This is a genomic window from Mangrovibacter phragmitis (assembly GCF_001655675.1).
Lineage (GTDB): Bacteria > Pseudomonadota > Gammaproteobacteria > Enterobacterales > Enterobacteriaceae > Mangrovibacter > Mangrovibacter phragmitis.
In genome coordinates, this window is record NZ_LYRP01000005.1 from 33,702 (window position 1) to 51,799 (window position 18,098).

Here is an 18,098-nt window from a genome sequence, read left to right on the forward strand (position 1 = left end):
AGGTGTTAAACAACCCACGTTTCACCACGGAAGTCACGCTGACCATTCCTTTTCATGATGTCGATATGATGGGTGTGGTGTGGCACGGCAACTATTTTCGGTATTTCGAAATTGCCCGCGAAGCATTGCTCAACCAGTTCAATTATGGTTACCGGCAAATGAAAGAATCCGGTTATGTCTGGCCCGTAGTCGATACCCGGGTGAAATATCGCGATGTACTGACTTTTGAGCAAAAAATTCGCGTGCGGGCCCAGGTAACCGAATATGAAAACCGCCTGCGCATTGACTACCAAATTTTTGATGATGCTTCAGGGAAGCGTACCACCACGGGCTATACCATTCAGGTTGCCGTAGAAGAAGCCAGCCGGGAAATGTGTTTTATCAGCCCGCCGGTGCTGTTTGAACGTATGGGAGTTACGCAATGAAATACTGGGCACTCGTCTTCACTCTGTTCAGCCATTTTGCCTGTGCCATTACGCTGGATGAACTGCAACAGCGTTTCACGCAAACGCCGGTTATCCGTGCGCATTTTGAGCAGACCCGCACTATCAAAGATATGCCTCAGCCGCTGTTATCTCAGGGAGATATGCTGATTGCCCGTGACCAGGGGTTGCTATGGGACCAGAAATCGCCCTTTTCTATGCTACTGATGCTGAATAATACCCGTATGGTGCAAATCATTAACGGGCAGCCACCACAAGTGGTTACGGCTGAAAATAATCCGCAAATGTTTCAGTTTAACCATTTATTGCGCGCGCTGTTTCAGGCCGACAGAAGTGTACTGGAACAAAACTTCCGTCTTGATTTTCAGGATAAAGGACAAGGGCGCTGGTCGTTACGTTTACAACCCATCACCACACCGCTGGATAAAATTTTCACGTCAATCGACCTGGCCGGGCAGACCTGGCTTGACAGCATTCAACTCTACGACAAGCAAGGTGACCAAACCCGGATAGTGCTTTCTGACCACCGTTTAACGCCCGCAACACTTACCGATGAAGAGCGTAAACGCTTTGACGAACACTAATTCCCGCACTCCGGCTTACCTGTGGGCGGCGGTTTGCCTCGCCATGCTGGCAGCATTGTTCTGCATTCTGCCAGGAGCCAAAATAAACAGTAGCGTACTGGCGATGTTGCCAGAGCAGGCCACAGGCAATATGCCACCGGCACTGAACGATGCATTTATAACGCGCCTGGATAAACAACTGGTGTGGCTGGTAAGCCCGGGCAAAGAAGCACGGCCTCAGGCCGCCCGGTTCTGGCTGAATGCCCTGCAACACAACCCGTTATTCAGCAAGGTAAAAGGGCCAATGGACGCGGCCAGTCAGCAAGCCTGGGGCACGTTTTACTGGCAACACCGCAATGGGCTGATTGACAGTGCGACAAGGCAACGCCTTGAACATGGAGGAAGCGCGCAGGCGCAGTGGGTGCTGGGCCAACTCTACTCAGCATTTTCCGGAGTCAGTGCCAAAGAGTTGCACAACGACCCGCTGATGCTGATGCGTGGCGCACAGTTGGCACAGGCGCAAAGCGGCCAGAAACTCCGCCTGATGGATGGCTGGCTGGTCACCCAGGATGACCAGGGGCGTTACTGGTATCTCATACATGGCGAACTGGCAGGCCACGCTTTTGATATGCACCAGAACCACCAGCTTGTCACCACGCTGGCGGCACTGGAGCAACAATTGAAAGCAGCTTACCCCGACGCCCGGCTACTTTCCCGGGGCACCGTTTTTTACAGTGATTATGCCAGCCAGCAAGCCAAACGGGATATGTCCTCTCTGGGCACGGTGACGATTATTGGAGTGCTACTGCTGATTGTTGCCACTTTCCGCTCACTCCGCCCGTTGCTGTTATGCCTGCTCTCCATTGCCACAGGCGCACTGGCCGGTACACTGATGACCCTGCTTATCTTTGGTGAATTACACCTGATGACGCTGGTGATGAGCATGAGCATTATTGGGATTTCAGCTGATTACTCACTCTATTATTTAACTGAGCGCATGGTGCATGGCGAAGCCGTAACCCCGTGGGAAAGCCTGGCCAAAGTGCGTAATGCCCTGCTGCTGGCATTATTGACCACTATTGCCGCATACCTGCTGATGATGCTCACGCCCTTCCCGGGAATACGCCAGATGGCGGTATTTGCAGCAGCCGGTTTGAGTGCATCCTGTCTGACAGTTCTGTTCTGGCACCCGTGGCTAAGCCAGCGTCTGCCTGTTCGCCCGGTCCCCGCGATGGCATTGTTACTACGCTGGCTGGCAGCATGGCGGCGTAACAACATACTGCGTATTGGGTTGCCTTGCGGGCTGTTTTGCCTGTGCCTGGCAGGCCTCAGCCAGGTGCGCATCAATGATGACATCACGCAGCTCCAGGCGCTGCCACAGTCATTACTCGCTCAGGAAAAAACCATCACCCGGTTAACCGGGCAAAGTCTCGAACAAAAGTGGTTTGTGGTGTATGGCAAGAATGCCCAACAAACACTGGAACGCCTGGAAGCCCTGAAGCCTGAACTGGATAAAGCCCGGCAACAAGGGGTTATTCACCAGTACCGCACTGTTGGCCTGAATTCATTAAAACGCCAGGCAGCGGATTTAGCGCTGCTGCATCAGGCGGCCCCCACAGTAGAAAAGGCGCTAAGCCAGGCGGGGATTACGTCGTTCACGCCAGACCTGACGCCCATGCCGGTTACCGTACCTCAATGGCTGGCAAGCCCGGCAAGTGAAGGCTGGCGGTTGATGTGGATGACGCTTCCTGACGGAACCAGTGGTGTTCTGGTACCGGTAGACGGGGTGGATGCTCAAAAGAGTGAGATTATGGCAGGCATTGCGCAGCAATTACCTGGCGTGAGCTGGGTGGACCGTAAAGCGGCTTTCGACACGCTCTTTTCCCATTACCGCACGGTGCTTACCCGCTTATTACTGGTAGCGCTGGCGGTCATTGCAGCCAGTGCCATCTTCCGCCAGGGGCTACGTCAGGGGCTGGTCACCCTGGTTCCGTCTGTACTGTCGTTAGGCTGTGGCCTGGCCGTACTGGCGTTCAGCCAGCATGCTGTAAACCTGTTTTCATTACTGGCCCTGGTTCTGGTTCTGGGGATTGGGATTAACTACACCCTGTTTTTCAGTAACCCGCGCGGCACCCCGGTAACCTCATTGCTGGCAATCACGCTGGCAATGCTGACCACATTATTAACCCTCGGCATGCTGGTCTTCAGCACGACGCAGGCAATCAGCAGCTTTGGTATTGTCCTGGTCAGTGGCATTTTCTCAGCATGGCTGCTCTCCCCACTTGCCATGCCCCATAAAAAGAGAAAAGTGAAATGATTAAACGTGTGTTGTTCTCTACCTTCTTGTGCCTTGCCGCCACGTTAATCAGCGGGTGCAGCTACCACAAAAACGCAAGTGATGCCGGGCGGCCTCAGGCCTGGCTGGAACCGGGTACCCGCGTCACGCTACCTGCGCCGGGCATTTCTCCGGCGGTTAATTCCCAACAATTGCTCACCGGGTCTTTTAACGGCAAGACTCAGTCACTGCTGGTGATGCTGAATGCGGACGATAAAAAAATCGCGCTGGCAGGGCTGTCATCTATTGGTATTCGGTTATTTTTAGTGACCTATGACAAAACCGGGTTGCATACCGAACAGTCAATAGTGGTTCCACAATTGCCCCCTGCAAGCCAGGTGCTGGCAGATGTTATGCTCAGCCACTGGCCGCTCAGTGCATGGCAACCACAATTACCCCGCGGCTGGACACTGCAGGACAAAGGCGATAAACGCGAACTGCGTAACGCTAAAGGGGCGTTAATCACCGATATTACCTATATACAACGCAAAGGTCGCCGTGAACCAATAAGCATTGAGCAACACGCGTTTAAATACCACATCACCATTCAATATCTGGGCGACTGATATGATTTATATTTCTGCCATCGGTGTGATTAATGCACTGGGGAATACCGCAGCCGGGGTGGCACAACACCTGGTGCAGGGTAAATCCCCCGGCATGCGCCCACGAGCTGGGTGGTTGTCCGGCCACCCGCAGGCGGTGTTGGGCGGAGTGGACGGCGAGCTGCCAGTCATTCCCGAGACATTCCATGCGCATCACACCCGCAACAACCAGTTGCTGCTGGCGGCACTGGCGCAAATCCAGCCCACCGTTGACCAGGCCATTGCACAATACGGGCTGGCGCGAATCGCTATTGTGATGGGTACCAGCACGTCCGGGCTGGATGAAGGTGACCAGCATGTGCGCCTGAGCCTGACAGGCCAGCCCAGCGAGCACTGGCGCTACCCACAGCAAGAATTAGGTGACCCTTCGCGTTTTCTCAGTAAATGGCTTGGCACCACGGGCCCGGCATTTACGCTGTCCACCGCATGTTCATCCAGCGCCCGGGCTATTATCAGCGGGCAACGCCTGCTTGCGGCGGGCCTTGCCGATATTGCTATTGTTGGCGGCGCTGACACGCTGAGCCGTATGCCGGTTAACGGGTTCCATAGCCTTGAATCGCTCTCACCTGGTCTGTGCCAGCCATTCAGCCGTGACCGAAGCGGCATCACCATTGGCGAAGGTGCGGCACTGATGGTGCTGACCAAAACACCACAGGATCTCGCATTACTGGGGGTTGGGGAATCCAGCGATGCCTGGCATATTTCTGCCCCGCATCCGGAAGGGAAAGGTGCGATTCAGGCAATCCAGCAGGCGCTGGATAATGCCGGGCTGTCTGCAAATGAGATTGGGTATATCAATCTGCACGGTACCGCCACCCGTCTTAACGACCAGATAGAATCCAGGGTAGTGCATGATTTATTTGGCGACAAAATACCTTGCAGCTCCACCAAACACCTGACCGGCCATACACTGGGCGCAGCAGGCATTACTGAAGCAGCACTGAGCGCCCTGATTTTGCGCCAGAGGCTGCCTTTACCAGCCCAGGACTTTACGCTATCGCCACTCGACCCGGCATTACCGCCCTGTGGCATTCTCCAGCAATCACAGCCCCTGGTTCGCCCCATTATCATGTCAAACTCGTTCGCCTTTGGGGGAAACAACGCCAGTATTATTTTAGGGAGAACCTCATGAGCCGCTACCAGCCACCCGGCAACTATCTGCCGCATGAATCCCCCATGATACTGCTGGATGAAGTCGTCAGCGTGGCCGATAACAGTGCCGATTGCCGGGTCGCTATTCACTCTGCTGGGGTGTTAGCGCCTTTTCTGACAGCGGAACATACCCTGCCCGGTTGGTACGGCCTGGAACTGATGGCACAAACCGTTGGGGTCTGGTCCGGCTGGCACCGCCAGCAACGTGGTCAACAAAGCATTGCACTGGGTATGGTGCTGGGCGCCCGCGAATATACCTGCCCTGCAGGTGAATTCCCGGCTGATGTAATACTGGATATCCATGTCAGCCTGCTGATGCAGGATGCCCGCTTCGGCAGTTTTGAATGCACAATCAGCCACCTTAATCAAACCCTGGCAACCGGGCGCATTAATACCTTCCAGCCCGATAGCGAGGAATTAGCTTCACTTTTTCAACAGGGAAAAACGCCATGAAACGTTCCGTGCTTGTCACTGGTGCCAGTAAAGGCATAGGCCAGGCCATTGCCCGGCAACTGGCGGCAGATGGTTTTATTGTCGGAGTGCATTATCACAGCGATGCCTCTGGCGCGCGTGCCACACTGGATGCCATTGAACAGGCTGGCGGCCAGGGGCGGCTTTTATGTTTCGATGTTGCCAACCGCCAGCAATGCCAGGAAGTTATTGAACAGGATATTGAGTCTCACGGTGCCTGGTACGGGGTTGTGAGTAATGCCGGGATCACGCGGGATGGCGCGTTTCCCGCCCTGAGCGATGACGACTGGGACCGTGTTATCCATACCAATCTGGATAGTTTTTACAACGTTATTCACCCTTGCATAATGCCCATGATCAGTGCCCGTCAGGGCGGAAGGATCATCACGCTTTCATCGGTTTCTGGCGTGATGGGCAACCGTGGGCAGGTAAATTACAGCGCTGCAAAAGCGGGCATTATTGGCGCGACCAAAGCCCTCGCCATTGAGCTGGCAAAACGCAAAATCACTGTCAACTGCATTGCTCCCGGTCTGATTGATACGGGAATGGTCGCACTTGAAGAAACTGCAATGAAAGAAGCTATGTCCATGATCCCCATGAAACGAATGGGGCAAGCCGAAGAGGTTGCCGGGCTGGCCAGTTATTTAATGTCTGATATCGCCGGTTATGTCACTCGCCAGGTGATTTCTATAAACGGAGGTATGTTATGACAAGGCGTGTTGTCATTACTGGCATGGGTGGGGTAACTGCGTTTGGGGAAAACTGGGCAAACGTTGCCAGCCGCTTACTGGCCGGCAAAAATGCTGTACGTAAAATGCCAGAATGGCAGGTTTATGACGGGCTGCATACGTTACTGGGTGCGCCAATCGATGATTTCACACTACCAGACCATTATACACGTAAGCGCATTCGCGCTATGGGCCGGGTTTCACTGCTCTCCACCCGCGCTACTGAACTGGCACTGACTGAGGCCGGGCTGATTGACGACCCGGTACTCACCAGCGGAGAAACCGGCATCGCTTACGGCTCCTCTACCGGGAGCACCGGGCCGGTGAGTGAGTTCGCCACCATGCTCACAGAAAAGCACACTAATAATATTACCGGTACCACCTATGTGCAGATGATGCCACACACCACCGCCGTAAATACGGGGTTGTTTTTTGGCCTGCGCGGGCGAGTCATTCCCACTTCCAGCGCCTGTACATCGGGTAGCCAGGCCATTGGATATGCCTGGGAAGCCATTCGCCACGGGTATCAGACTGTTATGGTGGCCGGTGGCGCTGAAGAGTTGTGCCCATCTGAAGCGGCAGTATTTGATACGTTATTCGCCACCAGCCAGCGTAATGACGCGCCACACACCACCCCTTCCCCATTTGACCAAAACCGCGACGGGCTGGTCATTGGTGAAGGTTCAGGCTCGTTGATTCTTGAAGAACTGGAACACGCCAAAGCCCGTGGCGCCACCATTTATGGTGAAATTGTTGGGTTTGCCACCAACTGTGATGCGGCACATATTACTCAACCGCAGAAGGCCACCATGCAAGTGTGTATGGAAAAAGCATTAAATATTGCCGGATTATCTGCCAGCGATATTGGCTATATATCTGCACACGGCACAGCCACGGACCGTGGGGATATTGCAGAAAGCCAGGCCACCGCAGCAATTTTTGGAAATAAAACGCCGATTTCATCGTTAAAAAGCTATTTTGGGCACACCCTTGGCGCATGTGGTGCACTGGAGGCCTGGATGAGCCTTGAGATGATGCGGGAAGGATGGTTTGCGCCAACCATTAACCTGCACCAACCAGATGAACAGTGCGGTGAGCTTGATTACATTATTGGCGAAGCCCGCCACATTGATTGTGAATACCTGCAGAGCAATAACTTTGCATTCGGCGGTATCAACACATCCATCATTATTAAACGCTGGGCCTGACTGTGTGGCGCCCCCGGGGAATTGTTCGCCGGGGGTTAAAATCACTAAAGCGGAATGTCGTATTTTACACCAAAGGCTAAACAGGTGCTGGCCCCAGCGACGCCACTCGTATTTGTAGCAGAGGCCACGATTCTGCTGCCATCGTGGCCTGTGTTTAAACCGGGTTATTCCAGGGTAACCAGCTTCATCGGTTTGCCTCCCAGTTTCGGAGCAAGTTTTTGCTGCACTGCGACCACTGACGCCAGCGGCCGCCAAGCCACAGTCATGCTGTCGATAAGTCCGGCATCGTTTAGATGTATGTGATCCATCCCATCAATAGTGTGGTCGCCGAACCTGATAGTGAAAACGGCGACAAAGTCTGATCCGTCACGCAAAAGAAGTTCTGGCTCAAAGGCGTCAACGGTGTCAAGGAGCTGGGTAAGGACTCTGACAACCTGCTCTTTCCCTTCAAAGGGAGCAGGAACGATTGGGCTGCGGAGTGTAACGTTATCCGCGATGTGGCCCCGGGTTCCTTCAACATGACGGCTGCCCATGGCTTTGAGATACGCATCGAGATGTTCAGTAGTGACCATGAAATACTTCTCCTCACAGATGGATTTAAACCGGTAACAGGTAAAAGACCAGCCACCTTTCAGGCCCATCCTAACGCTATTGACCGTGTGGCATTAACGGGGATAACGTTCACTTCAGATATGACAAAAATGTCGGTAATCAATATTCCGGGGGTAAATTGTGGAGAGTTTCAGCGCGCTGGGGGGACTGGAAGTCTTTGTCCACACTGCGCGGACACGGAATTTTGCCGAAACGGGAAGAAACCTCGGCATTTCTGCTTCCGCTGTCAGTAAAAGTATTTCCCGACTTGAGGAACGTGTTGGAGTGCGTCTTTTTCAACGCAGCACAAGAAGCGTCCATCTTACCTCGGAAGGTGAGATGTTTCTCGAAAGGTGCAGCCGCATTCTGGGGGAACTTCAGGCGGCAGAAGATGAACTCAACAGCCTGACTCAACACCCTCGTGGACGATTAAAGGTGGGGCTGGCTCTTTCGGCAGGGCTGCCGCTGCCCGTCCTGTCGGCGTTCATGGCACACCACCCCGGGATTGAACTCGACCTAGATTTTACCGATCGGCTTGTCGATGTGATTGATGAAGGATTTGATGTGGTTATACGGGGGAACTCGCTTCGGGATTCGCGTCTGGTTTCCCGCCCGCTGGGCCCCTATCGCGCTATCCTGGTCGCTGCACCGGCCTATCTGAAAGAAAAAGGTGTACCCGTGAAACCGGTCGATCTTTTGAATCATGAATGCCTGCACTATCGCTCAACGCCTACCGGAAAGGTGTACCCGTGGCCGCTGGAACACTCAGATTTCGCAGCCGAAGGATTTTCACTTCCCCTGACGATGGTATGTAATAGCCTGGACGCGCTGCTATATATGGCCACTGCGGGGCGCGGTATAGCCTGCGTAACCGACTTCTCTGCCAGGAGCGCGGTTGCTGAGGGGCATCTGAAAACAATACTGGATACCTGCGTAACCGGCTCCGATACTATCCATATAATGTGGCCCAGCAACCGAAAAATGACGCCAAAAGTGCGCGTCTTCGTTGACTTTATGCTCGCCCATTTTGGCGATTATCTTGTCACTTAAGCGGATGGCCCTGCCCGGAAGATGACGCGATCCCCCACAGAGCGGTTCAATAAGTGTGTTGCATCCATCGGTTGAATTCACAGCCAAATACGGACATTACAGTTGCCAAGTCTAACTCTCAGACCATAGGTACGTTTAAGCGATAATCAACTCTCAGAAAGCTGAATATTTAGACCTGGAAAATCATTTATTTCGGCCCAATTTATGTAATGGCATAATCAGGCTGGCGAACGTGGGAGTGAGAATGGATAAAACATCTAAAAATCAGATACTAGATAGCGACATTGCTCGTTTATTGCTTAAACATAGAAAAGCTCGCAACCTGACTGTCACCGAGCTTGCTCAACGATCGGGCGTCAGTCAGGCCATGATTAGCAAAGTTGAACGAGGCACCTCCAGCCCCAGTGCAACGATACTGAGTCGGTTAGCTAACGCGATGAATATTACGCTATCAAAGCTTTTCGCAGAGCTTGAGCTACATCAGAACTCACTTGTTCTCTTTGCTCATGAGCAGCAGCACTGGACGGATGAACAATCAGGTATTACTCGCTGGTCTCTGTCCCCAGCGGGGGCATGCCCGGAACTTATAAGAGTTGAGATTCCTGCTAAGGGGGAGTTGACGATACCCGCCTCCGCGAATGAGCATCTTTCCGGGCAAACACTTTGGATGTTGAGTGGCAGCCTTGATTTTCGGGTCAATCATCAGACTCACCATTTACAAGCTGGTGACTGCCTTGCCCTTACCTTTGCAAGCGGGTACCAAATGAACAATCCTGATAGTCAGCGGAGCTGTTCTTACATCGTCGCTTTTAGTCAAAAAAATCAATGATATTACCTCTACTAAAGGAGGTGTATCACATTAGCCTTGCTTAGATGTAACAGAGGATAGGGCCTTCCCTGATTGTCCCGTTCGGAACGCCCTGAAACAAGAAAGCCCATATGTTGATAAAACCCTACAGCTTGCTGATTTTGTTCATTTACATCGACGCTTAAATCAGGATGAACAGCCAGCGCATGTGAGATCAACAGTTTTCCGACGCCAAGCCCACGAGCAGAAGCATTTACAAAAAGCGCCTCCAGATGGCCTTCATGCAAAAACATGAACCCTAGCGGTTGATCTTCCTGATTTGTAGCTACCCATACAGGGGTTTCTGAAAAAAAGCTGACAACTTCTTTTTCGATCTCTTGTCGGTCGTGGGCTGTCAGAAAGTCGTGTGTAGCATCTACTGAATTTTTCCAAATTTGGATGATTTCTGACACTTCAGAGAGTCGTGACATTCTGATTTTTAACATTTTACCTACCTTAAAGTGGTTATCACTTCGCGTATTTACATAAAAATGAGTCCGCCTTAATTTACTATCGTAAAAATAAATTCACAATAGTAAATTTATTTCATATCTTATCGTTCCTTATGAGAAGTGCTAACACACTGGTTGGGCTGAGCCTCTTCACCGAGGATGTTGGATATTTTGTGCCAGGTCAGATCGTACAATTCAAACTGAATTCCTTCAAAATGACCTACTATTCAGGTCAACTTTTTAGCTTAGAACCGCTGAAAAATTGACCTGCAGTTACAGAGTACTATTATTTGTTTATTGCATACGCATCTTGTAAAAAACCAGAATGAAAAAAGGACGACTTCATTTTCAGCATTTGCCAGCCGTTCAGAAAAGAAAATATTTTTTGAATGATTCCGGCGTTATATCACTGGCGTAAGACATGAAAATGGATGACCGCTTTAAGGTGTCGACTCAAGAATAGTGTACGAGTGTGTTAAGGAGTAAATTATTGTTCGAAGGTCGGCTTGCGGTAATTCTTATTTTATATGAAATTTCACATAAGATATAAATATTAATATAAACAGTGAGATTGGGATATGTATGAGAAAACAGACAGGCCGAAAAAAAATACAATTCGTTCAGTTGCCAGTAATTTTTCTAAAAAGATAAGTGGCGGTGAATCAAGACTTCATTTTGTTGACAAGCGACATGAATCGATAGCCCAAAATAAGAGGCAAGACATTGTGCACGCCAGCCCTCAAGTATTGAGTGGAGTGACGCAGCTTCGTGGATTTAAAACGGTAAATGGAAAAGTTCCTGATAGCTCTGATGAGTCTACTGGAGCGTTTGTCCATAGCAGTCTCTCAGCCTGGGATAATATTTTTAAAGACGATGCGATTGATCGAGCTGGAGGTGTCATAGCTGAGTACACGCCTGGGGAAGAAGAGCTTGACGCTGAGGCACTAACCAAATACGAAAAGAATATAAAGGATGATGCATTTGGATTGGTCAAAGCAGAAGGCTCGACTGAGACTCGTATAAAAAGGTATGAAAAACAGCCTGTACAAACAGAAATGGTGATGCTCGCACCGCCTGTATTTGCAGAACATAGAAATGCAATCCAGGGTATCATTGAGAACGCTATTTATGGCAATGTCACTGGACGGGCGGGCAAAGTTCCGACGGATTGGAGAGATAACCTGGATTTATTGATGGAGGAGAACCAATCCATAAGTGACTACGCACAAGCCAATGAGGACGCAGACTGGCTTGCCAGGGCATTTACTGAATTACTGGAACAGAAAGTTAACCAACGCGAAGGCAATATAGCCCCTGATGCGTTAGATTACTTAAACTCAGGAACTGCTGTCTTTTCCACCAATGTGATGGCCGCTATCAAACAACAGCTGAACTTGAATATCGTTACTCGGGATGAGTTTGTGGGCAACGATGCCACTCTGGACACCGTAGCGGTACTTTCCCATGAGTTTGGGCATATCAAAACGGCGTTGAACGTTTCTGAAGAATCTATTCAAAATGTTAAATCAGGACTGGGACCTAACTGGAACTCGGTAAAAATGGTCATTAGTACCCTTAATAAATCTGCTGAGCCTGACAAACGTACCACACATGATCGCACCTTCAATACCAATTTACGCTTTGCCTGGGGTCAGGTGTTGAGTGAGTTCTATCGTTCTCCACAGAAAGTGCGGGAAGACAGTGAATTGGAAAAAGCAATCAAAATTCTTTATAACCTGCTGATGTCTTTTGAAGAGTACTTCAATATTGAAGCGGTAGACAACACCATTTCAGCCGGTAGCGACAAGAAAAAACGAGTGTCACATGGCACGGAACGCCGTACTGGGCTGGATCTACGTATTGATATGCTTGAGGACATGGATAAAAACCTGGCTAATCATGATCGCCGTTTGCAACCTGCTGATATGGCCAAATATGTATGGATATCCAAACTAAAAAGTCTCATAGCAAAATTTATCGCCACCTTTAGTGATAAATTTCCATAACCAATTGATAAAATATGATTTTATCTTTGCAAAAAATTAACCAGCCTTCTGAATTAAATACAGGGTCAGGGGCGCAGGGTAATCCCCCCGATAATTCCACCACGCTTTGAATGCGAATTCACCGAACCGGGTCGGGCGCTATTAGTGCCTGTGGTGGCGCTTGTGAATTAGACAAACGACAACTGATTCACCTTCGCCAAAGCACATAAATGCTTTATGTGGAGTTAAAATTATGGCAGAAACAGTACTTTCACCTATTGTTATATTATTGAAATAAAATAATCACACAATGTTATTATTAAGCGTGTAGTTTAATATCAGCCTTTCATCCAACTGAGCAGATTCATTATGCACTCTTTTGCCATTTTCCTCTCTTCACTGTTTATGTGCAGTACAGTTTTTGCCAGTTCAGTGACCTCCGTGTCGCTCGAGGAACTGTCATCCGCACTGAATGAACGCATGCTGTTAATGCCAGCGGTGGCTGGCTATAAAGCGCAGCATCACTTACCCGTTGAAGACCTGTCGCGGGAGAAAGTTGTCATAGACGGTATGAGACAAAATGCTCAGGACGCCGGGCTTGCTTCCGACACCGTTGTCCCTTTTGTCCATGCTCTGATGAATGCCGGGAAGGCAATTCAGTACCGCTGCCTGGCCGACTGGCTGGCCACACCGCAGGCCAGGGTTCACGTTACCGAACTTGCGGATACCAGACAAAAGATACAACAGACTGATAATCGGCTGATGACGGCCATCAGCCAGCGTCTGATGGCCGGCTCCTTTACCGAAGCCGATATGGCGTGGCTTATATCGCAGATGACGGCACCAGGACTTAGCGCTGCGGATAAAAATAATCTGCTGTCAGCCCTGTCGCGCATTGAGCGAGCCAGTTAACGAAACGGAGGTCAAGTCCCCGCCGCAACAGACGCGTTCTTCCGCTTCGACAGCGCAGTCAAAATACTGCTCCGCACTGGACTTACATCTTGAGGTGGCGGGCCGGACTATAGAAATGCATCCCCCTGAACGATGTTTCCTGGAATATATCTGAGACCGAATTTTACCTTTGATGTGCACGGATTCATCCCTGTTTAGCACTTCCCTGAGCCGGGATACGTTCCTGACGGTGAAACCATTACCCAGCAGGTCTTTTTCTGTCAATTCTCGGGGCACATGATCTCCTTCACTCATGATCTCAGGCGGCTGACTGCGGCACAGGGCATTGTGGCAGGCCCGAAATTTCGTCAGGCACAGGAATGGCTCCGCAACCAGAATTAAGGTGAACTTCCACAGAATCTTCATAAAAAACCGGCTGCGCCGTGATATTTTTTCAAGCACATCATCTATAGCGCCCCTTTTTCCTTTTTAACCGAATGTTAAGCGAGTCGCGATACACAATGTGGGTGCGGCCCTGAAACACACTAACCTGGCAGCGTAAACAAGTTCCCTTTACGTAACAGACTATTCTGCACAGCTATTTAGAGTAAGTATTGCTTTCTGTACTACAAACTAAGTGACGGAAAAATATGAGCAAAACCACATCGACATATCATCAAGCCGGCCTTAGCCGTCGGGGATTCCTTGGCCTTGGAGCTGCAGTCACTGTTGCCGCACTTGTGCATTCCCGTAGTGCTTTCTCAATGCCAACCGTCTTTCCAACAGGCGTAACTATCCACGATAAGTCAGCGACCTATGTCTGTGATGTCATGTTCAGCACATCCGGCAAAACTTATTTGATTGATATCAACGGCCTGGTTGTCAAACAGTGGGAGCACAAAGGTGAACCTGCGCGAATAGTCGATCCCTCTCTTGTTGGTGGGCGTAAGGGCGTCGTTGGCATGACTCTTGATATGGTGGATGCGTCCCGGATGCCAAATCTGGCAGGAATCGGACTCGTGCCCGGGCGCAAGACTGCAAAGATCAACAAGACATTTGGCCTTCTTGACTGGAATGGAAACGTTATCTGGCAGTGGAGTGGCATTGATTCTGTCGGGGCAGCACTACAACATCACGACTGGGAATTACTCTCCAACGGCAACATGCTCATCCTTTCCGACAGGATGCGAGAGGATCCGCGTTTTAAAATCGGCAAAATTGTTGATGACGTGATTTATGAGATAACCCCTTCTGGTAAGGTCGTATGGCAATGGTCAGCAACTGACCATTTGGACGAATTTGGCTTCACTCCAGAGGAAATGAAGCTGGTCACAGCAACTAACGGTCCTGACTATCTGCATATGAATGCTATGGCTGCTCTTGGTCCAAATCGTTGGGAAATGGCAGGAGACAAACGTTTTGCAGCTGAGAACATCATTTTCAGTTCACGTAACGCCAATTTCATTGCCATTATAGACCGCAAGACTGGCCGTATTGTCTGGAGGATTGGACCAAATTATCCTCATTTGACGCCTGCCGAAACGGGTAAACTTCCTCATCCCGTCAACCAGATGAGTGGTCAGCATAACGCTCATATGATTCCTGAGGGATTGCCTGGTGCGGGGAATATCCTTGTTTTCGACGACCAGGGTGAAGCCGGTTACCCTATTGCTCCACGAGCCCTGCTGGGAGGATCACGTATTCTGGAGATAGACCCTGCGACCAGGGAAATTGTCTGGCAGTACACTGCCAGTATGAGCGGTAATCCCGATTCTACATTCTTTAGTCCATTCGTCAGTGGAGCACAACGCCTCCCTAATGGAAATACTCTGATTGACGAAGGGATCGATGGGCGCTTCTTCCAGGTAACTCCTACAGGGAAGATAGTCTGGGAATATATTGTCCCATTCACCGGCATCGGGCCGGGGGGCACCACAGGCCATCCGGTAGAAAGTAATCTCACCTATCGCGCTCAGGCCGTACCTCTGAACTGGATTCCGCGCTAGCCTGTTCTGCCTCCAGGAAGATATGTGGCAGGTGCGTTTTGTATGCAACCCCGATGTGAAAAACATTACAAACATTGGGTATAATCAAAGTATTAGCGCAACAAACTCTACAGGAATACGAATGAAAACTTTACTGGGAAGTGCATTGCTTGTTGTTAGTTCATTTTCTTTTGCCATGGAACCGGCCCCTGTTGTCACTACTGAGTCGGGCAAAGTTCAGGGATATCGCACTGATGACGGTATCAGTGTTTATAAAGGGATCCCATATGCGGCTAATCCTTTTACCGCTGCACGACGGTTTCAGAATCCCCAGCCCATGCAGCCCTGGCAAGGTATAAAAAAAACTGTGTCTGACTCGCCAGTGCCACAACCGGGAAGGACCTCCGCGCAACCATTAGTTGGGCGGGCTGGCGACTTAACCCTCAATATATGGCGCCCTGATGATATCAAAGGGAAAATACCGGTTATGGTCTGGATCCCTGGAGGGGCCTGGATCAGGGAAGATGCGACTGAGCCTGTGTATGACGGAAGCGTGTTTGCTAAAAAAGGCGTGATGATAGTCACGGTTAACTACAGAGTGGGTGTAGATGGATTTATGCATTTCGCCCATCGTCCTGACAACCGTGGTATAGCTGACCAGATTGCTGCACTTAAATGGGTGCAGCGAAATATCGCGAACTTCGGAGGGGATCCTGGCAGAGTGACACTCTTCGGACAATCCGCCGGTGCGGGTAGTGTTGCCATACATTTAGGAAACCCAGAGACCAAAGGGCTTTATCAGCAGGCCATTTTGCAGAGCCCTCCAGTGCAGTGGATTAGCCCTGCCGATGCAACACGAATAACCGAACAATTTTCCCGGAATCTGGGGATTTCTGCCGACCCCGAAGCTGTAGCCAGGGTGCCTTTTGAGGCGCTGGTTCAGAATGTGTTAAAAGTTGGAAATCAAATCAAAGATCCTGCCCGGTGGGGAAAGCTTTCCCTGGGAGGTACTGCATTTTTGCCAGTTGCCGACAATAAAATCATCGTCAGGAGCCCAATAGAAGACCTGGCTAATAGTGACAGTAACCGCGTTCCGGTTATCGTAGGCAGCACCGACAGTGAGTCCAGATTATATTTGGTCCCCGGCGGCGGTCTGCAAAAGTTCACGGAAAAGGATGTGAGCACTGTCATACATCAAATGGGTCTCCCCTCAGGAACTCTTCAGGCCTATGCAAAAAACAGTATTAATGCGCAGAGCCCGGGTGACATTTACGCTCAGATAATGTCGGACTACACATTCAGAATGCCTGCACTGAAAATAGCCAATATTATGAGCAAAAACCAGAACACATGGTTTTATAACTTTTCCTGGCGGTCACCCGCTTACCATGGCCGCCTGGGGGCTGCGCATTTTGTAGACGTCCCCTTTACGTTCGGGACGATTCATACAAAAGAGGCAGAAAACTTTGTCGGGGTAAATCCGCCGGTGTCCTTGTCTGAAAGTATCAATAACGCCTGGGTCTCGTTTGCTAAATATGGCAATCCGGGGTGGCCGCAATATTCAGATAAAGATAAACAAACGATGATGTTCAACACAACCAGTAGCGTGGCGACCAGCATGGATCCACAAATCGCGTCTCTGTGGGAAAAGTTCCGGTTCTAAAAATAATGCGCCAGTAAATGATATTGACAGTGGGTTTGTGAAAGGCACCTCAGCAGATAACGGCACCGGATTGTGCCCAGGAATTACGTGCTCAGGAGGATGCGTTTTCATTTCATATCAAGTCTTTTAATCACGCATACGCCCTTGTGATGGCTGGGTATCCGCAGTCCATATGCGGATACCCATAACACTCCGGTTCCCTCAGGAACGATACACGCTCAGTCGGTTAACTGTCGGGCAAGGGCCTGGTGATCCTGGTAGACTGCGGAGGTCTGGATCAACCGAATTTCACCCCCAGTTTCAGCAAAAAAGGCAGGTACGCCACGAACACCGAACGCCTGCATTAGCCTCTGAGCATGGCTTGCCCGGGCCTGGATATGAGCATGCAATATCTCACTTGACGAAATAAAGAGACTGGCAGCCTCCTCAAGCTTCAACCCATTCAGTATACCGACCAGCGTCCCTTGCGAGGTTACATCGAGACCATCCACATAACGCGCTTTCTGAATTGCTGAAAGGGCTTCCAGTTCACGCTCCGGTTCAGTAAGTGCCACGGCGGTAAGTGCGGCAGTGGCATTGCCACTGTCAAACTTTTGCTGACGGTTGGCCAGAACCTTTGCCTGATATTTTTCGGTGAAAGGCTGGCCTGTAATTGACTGGATACGTTGGTCATTACTCCAGGCGTATACCGCAAAATCGTCATCCATTGTGCGGGCACCGTCACCTGAGAACAACCCCGCAGGCAAGGGTTGAACCACGACATTTGTCGTATTGCGCAGGTAAGTGACTGCGGGCGTGGCACCATAGCACCAGCCACATAAAGGGTCAAAAAGGTAATAAAGCGTCTTTGTCACAAGTCTGTACCGAATGTTGGTTTAGTTAAGAACACTTTAATATTACTCTGCAGAAAGTCAGAGCTTTTTTGAATTTTTCAGGGAAAAAGAACTGCGACGAACCAGAATTTTGGGCAATGACCAGTCAGGAACGCATTCATGCACAGTTCTCCTTAACAGCACCTCACTGCAACATGGTTTTCCGTTCCAAAGTGTCCACACCTTGCCGAATTAATAAGGGTACGAACGAGTATGCCATTGTCCGTCCTGCGCGGTTTCATCAGGATGTATGCATA

General features: G+C 50.4%; 17 protein-coding genes. 14 read left to right on the plus strand and 3 right to left on the minus strand.

Annotated elements, in window-relative coordinates; translation table 11 throughout:
- Positions 1-2: 2 nt before the first annotated feature.
- Genes A9B99_RS07845 through A9B99_RS07880 form a run of 8 tightly spaced genes read left to right on the plus strand, consistent with a single transcriptional unit; the run spans position 3 to position 7,505 of the window.
- The gene (locus A9B99_RS07845; protein ID WP_064596349.1) at positions 3-425 is read left to right on the plus strand and encodes an acyl-CoA thioesterase; all 423 of its coding nucleotides are present in this window, start codon (positions 3-5) and stop codon (positions 423-425) included.
- A complete protein-coding gene (locus A9B99_RS07850) occupies positions 422-1,027 on the plus strand; it encodes an outer membrane lipoprotein carrier protein LolA (protein WP_064596350.1) in 606 nt (201 codons plus the stop codon). The genes A9B99_RS07845 and A9B99_RS07850 overlap by 4 nt, the downstream gene beginning before the upstream one ends.
- Positions 1,014-3,323 carry an MMPL family transporter gene (locus A9B99_RS07855; protein WP_405027743.1) on the plus strand — a complete coding sequence of 770 codons (2,310 nt, stop codon included), beginning with the start codon at positions 1,014-1,016 and terminating at the stop codon, positions 3,321-3,323. The genes A9B99_RS07850 and A9B99_RS07855 overlap by 14 nt, the downstream gene beginning before the upstream one ends.
- On the plus strand, positions 3,320-3,907 hold the full coding sequence (locus A9B99_RS07860; RefSeq protein WP_064596353.1) for a DUF3261 domain-containing protein: 588 nt from the start codon (positions 3,320-3,322) through the stop codon (positions 3,905-3,907). Before A9B99_RS07855 ends, A9B99_RS07860 begins: the two co-directional genes overlap by 4 nt.
- Before the next feature lies 1 nt (position 3,908).
- On the plus strand, positions 3,909-5,078 hold the full coding sequence (locus A9B99_RS07865; RefSeq protein WP_064596355.1) for a beta-ketoacyl-[acyl-carrier-protein] synthase family protein: 1,170 nt from the start codon (positions 3,909-3,911) through the stop codon (positions 5,076-5,078).
- The gene (locus A9B99_RS07870; protein WP_064596357.1) at positions 5,075-5,551 is read left to right on the plus strand and encodes an ApeP family dehydratase; all 477 of its coding nucleotides are present in this window, start codon (positions 5,075-5,077) and stop codon (positions 5,549-5,551) included. The genes A9B99_RS07865 and A9B99_RS07870 overlap by 4 nt, the downstream gene beginning before the upstream one ends.
- Complete coding sequence (locus tag A9B99_RS07875) at positions 5,548-6,279, plus strand: 3-ketoacyl-ACP reductase FabG2 (protein ID WP_064596358.1); 732 nt, start codon at positions 5,548-5,550, stop codon at positions 6,277-6,279. The genes A9B99_RS07870 and A9B99_RS07875 overlap by 4 nt, the downstream gene beginning before the upstream one ends.
- Positions 6,276-7,505, plus strand: coding sequence for a beta-ketoacyl-ACP synthase (locus tag A9B99_RS07880; protein ID WP_064596360.1), 1,230 nt, complete (start codon positions 6,276-6,278; stop codon positions 7,503-7,505). Before A9B99_RS07875 ends, A9B99_RS07880 begins: the two co-directional genes overlap by 4 nt.
- Positions 7,506-7,669: 164 nt before the next feature.
- On the opposite strand, the gene A9B99_RS07885 is transcribed toward A9B99_RS07880, so the two are convergent.
- Entirely contained in the window at positions 7,670-8,077 is a 408-nt protein-coding gene (locus tag A9B99_RS07885; RefSeq protein WP_064596362.1) for a nuclear transport factor 2 family protein, read from the minus strand.
- 160 nt (positions 8,078-8,237) lie between these two features.
- Here A9B99_RS07885 and A9B99_RS07890 point away from each other — a divergent pair, with 160 nt between their 5' ends.
- Together A9B99_RS07890 and A9B99_RS07895 are read left to right on the plus strand one after the other, a co-directional pair.
- On the plus strand, positions 8,238-9,146 hold the full coding sequence (locus tag A9B99_RS07890) for a LysR family transcriptional regulator (protein ID WP_064596364.1): 909 nt from the start codon (positions 8,238-8,240) through the stop codon (positions 9,144-9,146).
- A 244-nt stretch (positions 9,147-9,390) separates the two neighbouring features.
- Entirely contained in the window at positions 9,391-9,975 is a 585-nt protein-coding gene (locus A9B99_RS07895) for a helix-turn-helix domain-containing protein (RefSeq protein ID WP_064596366.1), read from the plus strand.
- An 11-nt stretch (positions 9,976-9,986) separates the two neighbouring features.
- Here A9B99_RS07895 and A9B99_RS07900 read toward each other — a convergent pair whose 3' ends face one another.
- Entirely contained in the window at positions 9,987-10,439 is a 453-nt protein-coding gene (locus tag A9B99_RS07900; RefSeq protein WP_064596368.1) for an acetyltransferase, read from the minus strand.
- A gap of 584 nt (positions 10,440-11,023) precedes the next feature.
- Here A9B99_RS07900 and A9B99_RS07905 point away from each other — a divergent pair.
- The 4 genes from A9B99_RS07905 (at position 11,024) to A9B99_RS07920 (ending at position 16,969) form a co-directional block, all read left to right on the plus strand.
- Positions 11,024-12,451 (plus strand): hypothetical protein, encoded by a 1,428-nt coding sequence (locus tag A9B99_RS07905; RefSeq protein ID WP_156519020.1) that lies wholly within the window; start codon positions 11,024-11,026, stop codon positions 12,449-12,451.
- Between the two features lie 348 nt (positions 12,452-12,799).
- Positions 12,800-13,342 (plus strand): chorismate mutase, encoded by a 543-nt coding sequence (locus A9B99_RS07910; RefSeq protein ID WP_156519021.1) that lies wholly within the window; start codon positions 12,800-12,802, stop codon positions 13,340-13,342.
- Positions 13,343-13,971: 629 nt separating this feature from the next.
- The gene (locus A9B99_RS07915) at positions 13,972-15,327 is read left to right on the plus strand and encodes an aryl-sulfate sulfotransferase (protein WP_064596373.1); all 1,356 of its coding nucleotides are present in this window, start codon (positions 13,972-13,974) and stop codon (positions 15,325-15,327) included.
- A 22-nt stretch (positions 15,328-15,349) separates the two neighbouring features.
- Positions 15,350-16,969, plus strand: a complete 1,620-nt coding sequence (locus A9B99_RS07920; protein WP_197499263.1) for a carboxylesterase/lipase family protein — start codon at positions 15,350-15,352, stop codon at positions 16,967-16,969.
- A 218-nt stretch (positions 16,970-17,187) separates the two neighbouring features.
- Here the strand turns inward: A9B99_RS07920 and A9B99_RS07925 are convergent, their stop codons facing one another.
- Positions 17,188-17,823: a DsbA family protein gene (locus A9B99_RS07925; RefSeq protein WP_064596375.1), complete on the minus strand. Its 636-nt coding sequence runs from the start codon at positions 17,821-17,823 to the stop codon at positions 17,188-17,190.
- Positions 17,824-18,098 lie beyond the last annotated feature (275 nt).

What these genes read in the sequence shown, in the direction of transcription:
- A9B99_RS07850 (WP_064596350.1), top strand. Translation starts at nt 422, where the DNA reads ATGAAATACTGGGCACTCGTCTTCACTCTGTTCAGCCATTTTGCCTGT.
- A9B99_RS07860 (WP_064596353.1), top strand. Translation starts at nt 3,320, where the DNA reads ATGATTAAACGTGTGTTGTTCTCTACCTTCTTGTGCCTTGCCGCCACG.
- A9B99_RS07865 (WP_064596355.1), top strand. Translation starts at nt 3,909, where the DNA reads ATGATTTATATTTCTGCCATCGGTGTGATTAATGCACTGGGGAATACC.
- A9B99_RS07870 (WP_064596357.1), top strand. Translation starts at nt 5,075, where the DNA reads ATGAGCCGCTACCAGCCACCCGGCAACTATCTGCCGCATGAATCCCCC.
- A9B99_RS07875 (WP_064596358.1), top strand. Translation starts at nt 5,548, where the DNA reads ATGAAACGTTCCGTGCTTGTCACTGGTGCCAGTAAAGGCATAGGCCAG.
- A9B99_RS07880 (WP_064596360.1), top strand. Translation starts at nt 6,276, where the DNA reads ATGACAAGGCGTGTTGTCATTACTGGCATGGGTGGGGTAACTGCGTTT.
- A9B99_RS07885 (WP_064596362.1), bottom strand. Translation starts at nt 8,077, where the DNA reads ATGGTCACTACTGAACATCTCGATGCGTATCTCAAAGCCATGGGCAGC.
- A9B99_RS07895 (WP_064596366.1), top strand. Translation starts at nt 9,391, where the DNA reads ATGGATAAAACATCTAAAAATCAGATACTAGATAGCGACATTGCTCGT.
- A9B99_RS07900 (WP_064596368.1), bottom strand. Translation starts at nt 10,439, where the DNA reads ATGTTAAAAATCAGAATGTCACGACTCTCTGAAGTGTCAGAAATCATC.
- A9B99_RS07905 (WP_156519020.1), top strand. Translation starts at nt 11,024, where the DNA reads ATGTATGAGAAAACAGACAGGCCGAAAAAAAATACAATTCGTTCAGTT.
- A9B99_RS07910 (WP_156519021.1), top strand. Translation starts at nt 12,800, where the DNA reads ATGCACTCTTTTGCCATTTTCCTCTCTTCACTGTTTATGTGCAGTACA.
- A9B99_RS07915 (WP_064596373.1), top strand. Translation starts at nt 13,972, where the DNA reads ATGAGCAAAACCACATCGACATATCATCAAGCCGGCCTTAGCCGTCGG.
- A9B99_RS07920 (WP_197499263.1), top strand. Translation starts at nt 15,350, where the DNA reads ATGTGGCAGGTGCGTTTTGTATGCAACCCCGATGTGAAAAACATTACA.